The organism is Flavonifractor porci (assembly GCF_037572415.1).
In the GTDB taxonomy this organism is placed as follows: Bacteria; Bacillota; Clostridia; order Oscillospirales; family Oscillospiraceae; genus Flavonifractor; species Flavonifractor porci.
The window spans coordinates 112,686-125,561 of the sequence record NZ_JBBHLB010000002.1 but is presented as its reverse complement, the minus strand read 5'-3'; the positions used below and the strand labels follow the sequence as shown (position 1 = coordinate 125,561).

The window sequence follows — 12,876 nt, the reverse complement described above, 5'->3', positions numbered from 1 at the left end:
CAGGGCGCAGCAGCCCCCGCTTTCCTTTGATGTTAAAATTGGAACACGACCCCCACCACCGCCGAGGCGGCAATAAACACGATGGGGTGGAGCTTTTTCAGAGGTTTAACCTGGAGGCAGGCAAAGACCGCCGCCGCCAGAAGGATCCCCTTCCACCGGACGAAGTCCGCCGTGCCGAAGGCGGCGCCGGTATTCACCAGGGCAATGGCGCACACCTCCACCAGGGCCGCCGTAATGAGGGCGGTGGAAGCCGGGCGGATGCCGTAAAACACCGCGTCCACCCTCCGGCTCTCCCGGAATTTTTTCAGGAATCCGGCAATGATGAGGATGACGATGATGGAGGGACACACCAGCCCAAGGGTGGCGATGATGCCGCCCGGAATGCCGCCGGTGTGGAATCCCACATAGGTGGCCATATTCACCCCCATGGGACCGGGGGTGGACTCAGAAATGGCAATCATGTTGGCCAGATCTCCGGCGGTAAACCAGCCTGTGCGGGCACCGATGTCGGTGAGGAAGGGAATGGTGGCCAGGCCCCCGCCGATGGCGAACAGGCCCGCCTTGAAAAATTCAAAAAACAGCTGAAGGTAGATCATGCTTTCCGCCCTCCCATGGCGGAGCGGACGCACAGTCCGGCCACTCCGGCCAGTACCACCAGCACGATGGGGGAGGTTACAAAGCCCATTACCGCCGCCAGCGCAGTGCCGGCAGGGAAGGTCACAACGTTGCCCACCACGGCCAGAACGGCCACCGCCACAAAGATGATCACGGTGGGCACATCCACCACGGTGCTCTTGCGCAGCTTGAGCACGCTGGACAGGATGAGGGCACACACGCAGGCCCGCACACCGTTGAAAGCGTGGATCACCACCGGCAGCTGGGCAAAGTTTTGCAAAAAGGCCGCAATGAGCATGATGATGACCAGGCAGGGAAACACCAGCCCCAGGGTGGCTGTCACTCCTCCCACCGGACCTTTCAATTTATGGCCCACAAAGGTGGCGGTATTGACGGCGATAATGCCAGGGGTACACTGACCGATGGCAAAGTAGTCAGACAGTTCCGCCTCGGTGGTCCACCCCCGCTTCTCCACCAGCTCCCGCTGGAGGATGGGCAGCATGGCATAGCCTCCACCAAAGGTACAGACGCCGATTTTAGCGAAGGTCCAGAACAGTTTGAAACAGAGGTCCACCTTACTCCAGCCCCTCCAGCTCCTCCAGCCAGAGGGAGGCCACAGCATCGCTTGGCATCCTCCAGTCGCCCCGGGGAGACAGGGCCACCGAGCCCACCTTGGGACCGTCGGGCAGGCAGGAGCGCTTGAACTGCTGGGAGAAGAACCGGCCGTAGAAGTTTTTCAGCCACTTGAGGAGGGTTGCCCGGTCATACCGCTTGCCCATGGCCTGCTCCGCCAGCCGCAGTACCTTCCGGGGCCCAAAGCCCCAGCGGACGGCGTAGTAGAGGTAGAAATCGTGGAGCTCATAGGGCCCCACCAGGTCCTCGGTCTTTTGGGCGATCTGCCCCTCGATGGCGGGGAGCAGCTCGGGGGATACGGGGGTGTCCAGAATATCGGCCAGCACGGTGGACAACTGGGGGTCCTCCGCCTCCTTGTCGTTGGAGATGAAGCTGACCAGATGGCGCACCAGAGTCTTGGGGATACCCGCGTTGACGGCGTAGTTGCTCATGTGGTCGCCGTTGTAGGTACACCAGCCCAGGGCCAGCTCGGAGAGGTCGCCGGTGCCGATGACCAGACCCCCGGTCTGGTTGGCGATGTCCATGAGCACCTGGGTGCGCTCTCTGGCCTGACCGTTCTCAAAGGTGACGTCGTGGTCCTCCATGGACTGGCCGATGTCCTTGAAGTGGCGGCGCACCGCCTCCCCGATGTCGATGGTCTTGAGGGTGCAGCCCAGCCGCTCGGCCAACAGCACCGCATTGGACTTGGTGCGGTCGGTGGTGCCGAAGCAGGGCATGGTCACCGCGATGATATCGCTGGCCGGACGGTCCAGCATCTCCATGGATACCGCCGTGATGAGCACCGCCAGGGTGGAGTCCAGGCCGCCGGACAGGCCCACCACCGCCGTCTTGGCGTGGGTGTGCTCCAGCCGCTTCTTCAGGCCCAGGGCGGCGGTATAGAGGATCTCGTTGCACCGCTCCGCCCGGTCGCTCTGGTCCTGGGGTACAAAAGGCATGGGGGCCACCGGCCGGGTGAGCCGGGTGTCGGACACAGGCAGATCAAAGGCCACCCGCCAACACTCCTGGGAGGGATCGGCCCGATAGGTATTCATCCGCTGCCGCTCGTAGACCAGCCGGTCCACGTCGATCTCGCTGATGGTAAGGCCGGTGGCAAACCGGCGCTCGGCCAGGATGGTGCCATTCTCCGCCACAATGTTGTGACCGGCAAAGACCAGGTCGGTGGTGGACTCACCCTCTCCGGCATTGGCATAGACATAGCCGCACACCAGGCGGCCGCTCTGGCCGGACACCAGGCCCCGGCGGTAGGCCGCCTTGCCCGCCAGCTCATTGGAGGCCGACAGGTTTAGAATGAGGGTGGCCCCCGCCCGGGCCAGGCGGATGGAAGGGGGCTCGGACGCCCACAGATCCTCACAGATCTCCACACCAATCACCAGATTGGGCATGTCATTGCATGCAAACAGGTCGGTATTCGACAAGGAAACCTCCTGTCCGCACAGGGGGATGGTGGTTTCCACCCCCGCCCCCGAGGCGAACCACCGCTGCTCGTAAAATTCCCCGTAGTTGGGCAGATAGGTCTTGGGTACCAGGCCCAAAATCTCTCCATTCTGTATTACAGCAGCACAATTATACAGTTTATTGTCCCATTTATTCCATACGGGCAGGCCTACGGCGGTCACCATATCCAAATTCTTGGTGGCCTCCAGGATGGTGGCCAGGCCCTCCTCCGCCCCTCTCAGCAGGGTGGGCTGGAGGAACAGGTCGGCGCAGGTGTAGCCGGTGAGGCACAGCTCAGGCAGGGCAAGCACCTTCACGCCCTGCTTGTCTGCCTCCCGCATGAGGGTAAAGATCTGCTCCGCGTTATACCGGCAGTCGGCCACCCGGATCTTGGGGGTGCCGGCGGCTACTTTTATAAATCCATCGCGCATATTACGCGCCTCCTTCGCTCAGGATCGTTTTCTAGCAAATATGATACCCCAAACCAGTCCCAATTGCAACGTCTCCCAGGCCAGGAGAAACAAAACCCTGCCAAATACCGGAAAGGGCCGGTTTCGGCAGGGTTTTTATCAACTGGTTGGTCTGCTCAGCTCCGGTCGCGCCTCTGGCGCTTTCGCTCCGGGTCAAAATCGTTGGCCGCCATAATATCCTGAAGTTCCTCCACATATTTGCTGGAGGTATGAACCACAAAGGCATCGGAATCGATGGGGATGCCCCGTTCATCCATCTGCCGGATGCTCCAGATATACAGGGCGTCCAGCGCGGGGATAAGCTGCTCTCCGCTGGGGGTAAGCACATACTCCACCTTGGGCGGAATGGTGTCATAGGAGATGCGGCGGATCAGTCCCGCCTCCACCAGCTCCCTCAGCTGCTGGCTGAACACTTTCTCGGAAATGGGCAGAGCCTTCAGCGTCTGGTTGAAGCGAATGCTCCCGTAGGTGTGGATCTCATGGAGGATGGTCATCTTCCACTTCCCGCCGATGCAGTGCAGCACATAGTGGTAGGGATTTGTCGGTGTGTCAAAATGATCGTTCCACACAAGCAGTTACCTCTTTCTCTTCCCGGATTTACGCAGGGGAGCCGTTTTGGCTCCATTGGTATCATGATAACACAGCCGCCAGTTTACCACAAGACAGCAGTCCGTACTTCCGGGTGGGCCATGCCAAAATTTTAACAAAGAAATTGTGCATCTTTGCCAACTGCCCTCTATTCCCTCATCTATTTTAGCGTTTTTGCACATTCTATTCCCTTTTCTTTTGTCCAATTTTACGACTTTCTCATACTTACCATTCGGTGGGTGCAAACCAGCAAGTTACCTACTTACAAAATTGTGCGTATTGCACAAAAGCCACCCTATAGCTACACTATGACCAGACAAAGTGCCAGGCCAAAGGGCCTGGCAAAGACACAAAACACATCTAAAACAGCTAAAAGGAGCGGATTTCAAATGGTCAAGCGTACTGTTGAGGAGCTCAAGTCTTACGAGGCTGCCGGTCATTTCAACATGGTGGCCATGCGCATTCACGGCAAGGAAGAGACTGGCGCCGAGAAGTTCTGGGTGGGCGTTTCCACCTTTCTGCCTGGCGGCGGCGCTGAGTGGGCTTACGAGGACAACCCGCTGGAGAAGGTCTACTACGTCCTGGAGGGCGAGATGACCGTTACCGATAAGGACGGCAAGAAGTACGTCATCCACAAGGATGAGTCCATCTCCTTCCCCCCCAACGAGGGCCGGGGCCTGATGAACGAGAGCAACCTGCCCGCCCGTATGCTGGTCATCATCAACTACCCCAACGCCTGATTCCGGCTCACCCACAGATTATAAGGAGGAAATCACCATGGTTCCTGTGAATAAGGATTTTGTTGAGCATATGTTCTCCGTCAAGGGCAAGGTTGCCCTGGTCACCGGCGCTACCGGCGCTCTGGGCTGCGTGCTGGCCAAGGCTTACGGCTACGCCGGCGCCAAGGTCTTTATGACCGGCCGCAACGACGCCAAGCTGAAGGCTCTGGAGGAGGAGTTCAAGGCCGAAGGCATTGACTGCGCCTACTTCGTGGCCGATCCCGCCAAGGAGGAGGACGTGGACGCTCTGGTGAAGGCCTGCGTGGCTCAGTACGGCTGCATCGACATCCTGGCTGTCTCCCACGGCTACAACAAGCCCCAGAACGTGCTGGAGCAGTCCGTTGCCGACTGGCAGTACATTATGGACGCCGACTGCAAGAGCGTGTACATCGTGACCAAGTACGTTGCCCATCAGATGGTGGCTCAGTACGAGGCTGACAACACCAAGCGCGGCAAGATGGTCATTGTGACCTCTCAGCGCTCCAAGCGCGGCATGGCCGGCTACACCGGTTACTGCACCTCCAAGGGCGGCGCCGACCTGATGGTGTCCTGCCTGGCCTGCGACCTGTCCGCCAAGTACCACATCAACGTCAACTCCATCTGCCCCACCGTGTTCCGTTCCGACCTGACCGAGTGGATGTTCGATCCCGAGTCCGCCGTGTACAAGAACTTCCTGAACCGCGAGCCCATCGGCCGTCTGGGCGAGCCCGACGACTTCGTTGGTTACGCTCTGTTCCTGTCCTCCGACGCCTCCAACTTCATCACCGGCAGCAACTGCGACTGCTCCGGCGGTTACCTGGTGGTGTAATTTCCGCTTGACGGGAAGGACGGCATAACGCAATGAAGAACATTAAGAATATCCTGATCTGCGGCGCGGGCATGATGGGCAAGAACATCGGCTTCGTGTTCGCTTCCAACCCCGACTTCCAGGTGGGTATGTACGATCTGTACCCCACCGATGTGGAGGCCGGTATCCGCACCAACACCAAGCAGCTGGTGGAGAAGGGCGTCATCACCGAGGCCGAACTTTCTGACCGGCTCTCCCGCATCTCCTTCACCAACGATATCGACAGCGACATCGTCAAGAACGCCGACTTCGTGATCGAGGCTGTGTTCGAGGACATGAAGATCAAGCGGGACACCTTTGCCAAGCTGGAGGAGCGCTGCGCCGAGGACACCATCTTCTGCACCAACTCCTCCGTGATGAGCCCCAGCGAGATCTCCGCTGAGCTCAAGCACCGCCAGCGCTTCGTGGGCACCCACTTCTGGAACCCCGGCCACCTGATCCCCCTGGTGGAGGTGGTCAAGTCTGACGCTTCCTCCGATGAGACTGCTCAGACTGTGATGGAGGTCCTGCGCTCCGTGGGTAAACGCCCCGTGCTGTGCAAGAAGGACGTGCCCGGCTTCATTGCCAACCGGATGCAGCACGCCCTGTGGCGTGAGGCCATTTCCATCGTGGAGAACGGCATCGCCGATGCCGCCACCGTGGACGAGGCGGTGCGCTACTCCTTCGGCCTCCGTCTGCCCCAGCTGGGCCCCATGGAGAACGCCGACATGGTGGGCACCGACCTGACCTACAACATTCACAACTACATCCTCCAGGATCTGGAGGATTCCCACAAGCCCTCTCCCCTGCTCAAGCAGCTGCGGGAGGAAGGCAAGATCGGCTTCAAGACCGGCGAGGGCTTCCAGAAGTGGACCCCCGAGCAGGTCGCCAAGTCCAACGCCGATCTCAACGAGTACCTGATCCGGATGCTGTACGGCAAGTAAGCCATCCGGTCTGTCTTAAGATTTTGACTTACATTCAAGGAGGCACCTGTTATGGGTAAAGTTTATGTTGATCTGACCCACCCCTTCAGCGCTGAGATTCCCCGCTGGCCCTACTTTGACAAGCCCGAAATCACCAACGCTCACACCATGGCCAAGGGCGGCGTTCTGACTTCCAAGATCACCTGCACCATGCACACCGGCACCCACTGCGACGCGCCCCGTCACGTCATGGAGTATGAGTTCGACGGCCGCCGCGCTCGCTACACCCACGAGATGCCCATCGACGCCTACACCGGCGAGGCTGTTGTGCTGAAGCTGGACGTGGAGCCCTGGACCCTGATCACCGACAAGCACCTGGACGAGGCCTGCAAGAAGTGGGGTGTGGATCCCGCTTCCCTGAAGGGCAAGGTTCTGTGCCTGAACACCGGTATGCACCGCCTGTTCGACGACTCCAAGGCCTACTATCACTACGCCATCGGCACCGGCATTGACGCCGGCAAGTGGTTCGTGAAGCACGGCGTGAAGTGCGTGGCCATGGACGGCCAGGCTCTGGATCACCCCCTGCACACCGCCATGGGCAACAACGGCATGACCCGCATGAACCTGCTGGGCGCCACCGGCAAGCCCATCACTGAGGAGTACAAGGAGCTCTTCGGCGAGGAGGCCTATGCCGAGTTCGATAAGTTCGAGTACATCGGCATCCACGGCCAGGCCGCTTACGACGAGAAGTTCGGCGAGCTGGAGAACCTGGGCGTGTGGGGCACCTGGGAGCCCTGCCACAAGGAGATGCTGGGTCACGGCATCGTGGGCGTTGAGAACCTGGGCGGCGATCTGGACAAGATCAAGCCCGGCACCGTGTTTCAGTTCTTCTGCTTCCCTCTGCGCTGGTACATGGGCGACGGCGCCATGTCCCGCTGCGTGGCTTTCATCGACGAGGAGAACATCGATCCCTCCGTGCCCGACCGCACCTACAAGTACGGCGGCACCGGCTATGCCGATGAGGACGGCCACGGCGCCAGCGGTCTGGAGTACATCCAGAAGCTGTTCAATCGCAACAAGTAATTCTTTGTTCCAACCACTTTCCTAATTCCCTTCCATCCCATTCCATGCCGAACGTAAAGCGGCGGGCAGTCGCCCGCCGCTTTATGCGGTATCCTGATTCAGAAAGGACTTTGAACGATCATGGCTGATCTGAAGAATAAGACCATTATCACCGTGGCCACCACCGGCGCCTGGCCCACCAAGGAGAACAACCCCAACGTCCCTATGACTCCCGCCGAGATCGCCGAGGACGTGTACGCCTGCTGGAAGGCCGGCGCTGCTGTGGCTCACCTGCACATGCGCGACGACCAGGGCAAGGGCACCATGGATAAGGAGAAGTTCCGCGAGACCGTGGAACTGCTCCGCTCCAACCACCCCGACTGCGACATCATCCTGAACATGACCACCTCCGGCGACCTGAACGCCACCGACGAGACCCGCCAGATCCACCTGAAGGAGCTGCGCCCTGAGATGGGCTCCTACGACTGCGGCTCCATGAACTGGCTGCACACCTCCCTCTTCCTCAATCCCCCCGCCTTCCTGGAGGAACTGGGCAAGAACATGCAGGAGTGGGGCGTCAAGCCCGAGATCGAGGCCTTTGACCCCGGCATGATTGCCAACGCCCAGTACTACCTGAAGAAGGGCGTCCTCAAGGGGCCCCTGCACTTCCAGTTCTGCATGGGCTGCGCCAACGGCATCCCCGGCACCATGAAGAACCTGATCTTCATGAAGGAGACCATGGAGTCCCTCTGCCCCGGCTCCACCTGGAGCTGCTTCGGCGTGGGTCACTCCGCCATGACCATGCTGTACGGCGCCGTGGCCCTGGGCGGCCACATCCGTGTGGGCATGGAGGACAACGTCATGTACGCCAAGGGCCAGCTGGCTCAGAGCAACGTCCAGTTCGTGGACCGCGCCCGCCGCGTCATCGAGGAGTTCGGCAAGCAGGTTGCCACGCCCGCCGAGGCCCGCGAGATCCTCAGCCTGAAGTAATCTGACCGGATAAAAAATACGTGGAGCGAATCGCTCCACGTATTTTTTACTTTTTTGACCTGTACTACCGGCGAATTGTCAATCCAGATGATAATCGGCCAGTTTATCATACAAAACGGTGCGGGAGATGCCCAGCATCCGGGCCGCTTTGGCGCGGTTTCCCCCCGCCGCATCCAGCGCCGCCTGTATGAACTCTTTTTCAAAGGCCTGCTTTGCCGGGCGCAGCTGGTAGGACATATCCCCCGGCAGCTCCCGCCGCTTTTCCGCCCGGACCCTTTGCTCCAGATGCAGAAAATCCTCCCGGCGCAAAAACGGCCCCTTGGTCAGGTTCATGGCCCGTTCAATGGCATTCTGCATCTCCCGGATATTTCCCGGCCAGTGATATTCCTGGAGCAGCTTCAGGGCGTCCGCCCCGATCCCCTGGACCATCATACCAAGCTCCCGGTTGAACCGCTGGATAAAATGATCTGCCAGCAGCGGGATGTCCTCCATTCGTTCCCGGAGGGGCGGCGCACAGATGGAGATGACGTTCAGTCGGTAATAGAGATCCTGACGGAACTGGCCGGACTCCACCAGCGTCTCCAGCGGGATGTTGGAGGCGGCGATCACACGCACGTCGATGGGCACGCTTTTCAGGCCGCCCACAGGGTCAATTTCCCGCTCCTGCAGCACACGAAGGAACTTGGGCTGCATGGTGGTGCTCAAAAGGTTGACCTCATCCAGGAAAATGGAGCCGCCGTTTGCCAGTTCAAAACGGCCCAGCTTTCCGCGTTTGGACGCGCCGGTAAAGGCCCCCGCAGAATAGCCAAAAAACTCTGACTCCAGCAGTTCCGCAGGAATGGCAGAGCAGTTTACCCGCACAAAATTGCCGGTGCTTCTGGGGCTGAGGGTGTGTATGGCATGGGCGATCAGCTCTTTGCCGCTGCCGGTCTCCCCCTCGATGAGCACCGTGGAGGATGAGCGGGAGGCCCGGATGATCTGCTCCTTCAGATTCCGGACCGCTTCGCTCTCGCCGATGATGTTGTCCAGACTATACTTTGCCCCCCGTTCCCTGGACAGCTCCTGTTTATAAAACTCCACCTTGCTGGTCAGCGCGTTCAGCCGTTCCATCAGATCTCTGGCGTAATCCTCGCCCTGGAACATGATATACAGGAACAGCCCCTGTACAGAGCCATCCGCCGCCAGCCGGGGATAATAACTTGTAAAAGCGGGCACACCGTGGGACCGCACTACTTTTGCAAACACCGGCTTTTTGGTCCGGAACACCTCTCTGGCATGGGTATCAGGAACCAGGTCCCACACCTTTTTTCCAAGGGCCTGTTCCGCAGGCAAGCCGGTGAATCTCTCCCATCCGGGACTGACATAGGTATACGTCCCCTGTGCGTCCAGCACCGCCGCGCCATCCAGGCTATCAATAAATTCCCGCATGGTCTTTGAATCCATAACATCCCGCATATTTCCACCTCATTTACTATTTTATCATAAACATTCTGTATTTTCAACTTTTTAATGATTTTTCAAACTTTTTCTCCCATAATGTAATGTATCATTTACATGTAAGATTATCCATACATATCAAGCTGTACCTATTGAATCTCCAGTATTTTTATCTTATCGTTCTCGTTACAAACGGGGATATGTCAGCTTTTCCTGACATATCCCCGTTTATTTTTTTGAGCCATTTTCCCGGAACTTCTCAGATTTCAGGGCTTTGAGCCCCTCTCGTATAGTTGGCATTCCATTTGCTTTAATATATCAGGCGTACGACAAAGTTCAAAATAAGAGAGGAGCCTTATTTATGAAAATCATTGACCTTTCCATTCCCGTTGAGGACGGGCTGCCCAGTGATCCCCCGCCTCAGGTGCCCCATGTGGAATTTCTGCGGCACAAGGATACTGCAAAAATTATGACCACCTATTTCAACGGCGGCATTTCCGTGGACGATCTGCCGGAAGGAAATGGCTGGGCCATTGAGAATGTGCACCTGACCACCCACTCCGGCACCCATCTGGACGCTCCCTACCACTTCTACCCCACCATGAACAACGGTGAGCCCGCCTGGACCATCGACGAAGTGCCTCTGGAGTGGTGCATCGGCAATGGCGTCAAGGTGGATTTCCGGGACAAGCCTGACGGATACAAGATCACCGCGGCCGATTTGGAGGATTACTTCTCCAAAGCAGGCTACACTCCCAAGGAGGGCGACATCGTCCTGCTGCAGACCGGCGCGGACCAGCACTGGGGCACTGCAAAGTATCTGACCGCCGGAGCCGGCATGAGCGCCGAGGCCACCGAGTGGCTCATCGACCACGGCGTGAAGGTCATGGGCACTGACGGCTGGAGCTGGGACGTGCCTCTGCCCATCGAGGCGGAGGAGTTTGCCAAGAGCGGCGATACCTCCATTATTTGGGAAGCGCATAGAGTGGGCCGCCGCAAAGCATACTGCCACCTGGAGAAGCTGACCAATCTGGACCAGCTGCCCTTTACCGGCTACCAGGTCCACTGTCTTCCTGTCAACGTCAAGGGCGCCAGCGCCGGCTGGTGTCGTGCCGTGGCCATTCTGAATCCGTAATGCGAGGTGAACCCCAATGAGTGCTAACGCAATTTTCATTATTATCTTTGTAATTTTCTGCGGCATCCTCATCGGTGCCGGTCTGTTCAGCAAGCGCTGGGTCAAGGAGTCCGACGACTTCGTTCTGGCCGGCCGTGAGATCTCCACGCTCATCAATACGGTAGGCGTGTGCGCCATCGGATTTGCCGGTACCACCGTTACGCTGGCCCCCGGCTTTACCGTCCAGTACGGTCTGTTCGGCGGTATGGCCTGGAGCGTGGTATACTCCATGTGCGGCCTGCTGCTGTTCGGCCTGCTCTACTCCAACTTTATCCGCCGCAGCGGCGCCCAGACCCTGCCTGAGTTTCTGGAAATGCGCTATGACGGCGCCACCCGCTCCGTTGTGGCCATCACTTCCGTGATCGGCATGTGCGGCATCATGGCCAACAACGTTGTCTCCAGCGTTGACAACATCGCCGCCTTCACCGGCTGGAACCGTACTCTCATCACCGCCATTATCTTCCTGGTCATCATTGTCTTTACCTTTATCTCCGGCCTGTGGGCCACCACCATCACCGACCTGTTCCAGATCACCATCGGTGTTGTGGTTGTTCCCACCGTGTTCTTCCTTCTGGCCAACCGCTTTGGCTGGACCGATGTAATTCTGGCCAACTGGGCTCCCGGCGCCTTTGCCAACGACGGCTTTGTCGGCTCCATGCCCGGCATGGCCTTCACCTATCCCTCTCTGTTCAACTTTATCATCTGTTTCGCCGCAGCTCTGGTGTGGGGCAACAACTACTACTGGATGAAGGTCGCCAACTGCCGCAGTGAGAAGGTGGCCCGCAAGTCCTTTGTCTCCGCTGCCTTTATCCTGCTGATCGTGTTTATGATCCCCCTGTGCCTCATTGGCGGCTACATGGGCGCCTTCCACTCCGACGCTCTGACCCTGAACGGCGGCGCCGTTCCTCCCACCGGCACCTATGGCTTTATCGCCACCACCTTTATCCCCCTGTTTGGCTCTCTGGTGGTGATCAGCGCGGTGGCCGCTTCCATCTCCACCGCCTCCACTTCCGCTCTGGGCGCCTCCGCCGTAGCCAACCGCGACATCTACCAGCGCATCATCAACCCCAACGCCAACGCCAAGAAGAGCCTGGCCATGTCCAAGGTCATCATGCTCCTGGTGGGCATCGTCACCTTCGTGTTCTGCCAGTTCCCCGGCGGCCCCACCTACCTCTTCGCATTTGCAAACTGCTGGCTGGTTCCCCCCGCTGTTCTGCTGGGTCTGGGCGCCATCTGGCCCCGCTTCAACTCCAAGGGTGCGCTGGGCGGCGCTCTCTGCGGCATGATCACTATGGCTGTGTTCACCGTTCTGCAGCTGCTGGGCATCTTTGATGTGGGCCGCTATGTCTATCTGGCTACCCTGGGCCTGGTGGTCACCTTTGTGGCCGCTGTGCTCTTCTCCCTCATGGGCACCCCCAAGTACTATGGCCAGAAGGGCTGGGAGCGGGTCCCCACCGCCTCCAACCGCACCACCGTTTCCCTGGGCCAGCTGGAGCTGCGTATCCTGGAGATGCTGCGGGTGGGCCACTGCTACATGGCTGACCTGACCGACGCTCTGGGTGTGGACTCCAAGACTTCCGGCCAGGCTGTGGAGAAGCTGGACCAGGGCGGCTACCTGGTGCGCGCCGGTCTGCGCGGCTCCAAGTTCTATACCTTCTCCATCACCGAAAAGGGTCTGTCCACCCTGCCCGCCCTCTCTTCCCAGGAGGTAAACATGGCGAAGGACGGCCTGTCCCCCATGTATCTGCAGCTCCTCCAGATCGTTCAGAACTCCCCCGAAAAGCAGGCGGAATTCGTGCAAAAGAACCACATCAAGTCCATGCACATGGCCGCCATTTCTTCTCACCTGACCCGCCGCGGTTATCTGATGGAAAAGGGCATCTTCAAGCGCAAGCTGGCCATTACGACCAAGGGTGCCGCCGTCCTGAAGAAGTACGCATAATCA

The 12,876-nt window shown here is 59.0% G+C and carries 12 protein-coding genes; 7 read left to right on the top strand and 5 right to left on the bottom strand.

All coding sequences use genetic code 11. From position 1 onward, the window contains the following. Positions 1-32 precede the first annotated feature (32 nt). The 4 genes from WHJ28_RS02815 to WHJ28_RS02800 all read right to left on the bottom strand — a co-directional run bounded on the left by WHJ28_RS02815 (position 33) and on the right by WHJ28_RS02800 (position 3,721). Positions 33-596 (bottom strand): chromate transporter, encoded by a 564-nt coding sequence (locus tag WHJ28_RS02815; protein ID WP_340039610.1) that lies wholly within the window; start codon positions 594-596, stop codon positions 33-35. Then, entirely contained in the window at positions 593-1,189 is a 597-nt protein-coding gene (locus WHJ28_RS02810; RefSeq protein ID WP_340039609.1) for a chromate transporter, read from the bottom strand. Before WHJ28_RS02810 ends, WHJ28_RS02815 begins: the two co-directional genes overlap by 4 nt. Before the next feature lies 1 nt (position 1,190). Next, positions 1,191-3,113, bottom strand: a complete 1,923-nt coding sequence (locus tag WHJ28_RS02805; protein ID WP_340039608.1) for an NAD(+) synthase — start codon at positions 3,111-3,113, stop codon at positions 1,191-1,193. A gap of 155 nt (positions 3,114-3,268) precedes the next feature. Continuing rightward, on the bottom strand, positions 3,269-3,721 hold the full coding sequence (locus tag WHJ28_RS02800) for a winged helix-turn-helix transcriptional regulator (protein WP_340039607.1): 453 nt from the start codon (positions 3,719-3,721) through the stop codon (positions 3,269-3,271). Between the two features lie 408 nt (positions 3,722-4,129). Between WHJ28_RS02800 and WHJ28_RS02795 the strand changes: the two genes are divergently transcribed. From WHJ28_RS02795 to WHJ28_RS02775, 5 genes are all read left to right on the top strand, one after another. Then, complete coding sequence (locus tag WHJ28_RS02795) at positions 4,130-4,480, top strand: cupin domain-containing protein (RefSeq protein ID WP_340039606.1); 351 nt, start codon at positions 4,130-4,132, stop codon at positions 4,478-4,480. A gap of 37 nt (positions 4,481-4,517) precedes the next feature. After that, positions 4,518-5,327 (top strand): SDR family NAD(P)-dependent oxidoreductase, encoded by an 810-nt coding sequence (locus WHJ28_RS02790; protein ID WP_340039605.1) that lies wholly within the window; start codon positions 4,518-4,520, stop codon positions 5,325-5,327. Positions 5,328-5,359: 32 nt separating this feature from the next. Then, entirely contained in the window at positions 5,360-6,289 is a 930-nt protein-coding gene (locus WHJ28_RS02785; RefSeq protein WP_340039604.1) for a 3-hydroxyacyl-CoA dehydrogenase family protein, read from the top strand. Positions 6,290-6,340: 51 nt separating this feature from the next. Further along, a complete protein-coding gene (locus tag WHJ28_RS02780; protein WP_340039603.1) occupies positions 6,341-7,351 on the top strand; it encodes a cyclase family protein in 1,011 nt (336 codons plus the stop codon). A 120-nt stretch (positions 7,352-7,471) separates the two neighbouring features. Beyond that, positions 7,472-8,320, top strand: coding sequence for a beta-keto acid cleavage family enzyme (locus WHJ28_RS02775; protein WP_340039602.1), 849 nt, complete (start codon positions 7,472-7,474; stop codon positions 8,318-8,320). A gap of 78 nt (positions 8,321-8,398) precedes the next feature. Here WHJ28_RS02775 and WHJ28_RS02770 read toward each other — a convergent pair whose 3' ends face one another. Beyond that, positions 8,399-9,775: a sigma-54 interaction domain-containing protein gene (locus tag WHJ28_RS02770; RefSeq protein ID WP_340039600.1), complete on the bottom strand. Its 1,377-nt coding sequence runs from the start codon at positions 9,773-9,775 to the stop codon at positions 8,399-8,401. Between the two features lie 343 nt (positions 9,776-10,118). Here WHJ28_RS02770 and WHJ28_RS02765 point away from each other — a divergent pair, with 343 nt between their 5' ends. Next, entirely contained in the window at positions 10,119-10,892 is a 774-nt protein-coding gene (locus WHJ28_RS02765; RefSeq protein ID WP_340039598.1) for a cyclase family protein, read from the top strand. A 16-nt stretch (positions 10,893-10,908) separates the two neighbouring features. After that, entirely contained in the window at positions 10,909-12,873 is a 1,965-nt protein-coding gene (locus WHJ28_RS02760) for a sodium:solute symporter family protein (protein ID WP_340039596.1), read from the top strand. The last annotated feature ends 3 nt before the right edge of the window (positions 12,874-12,876 follow it).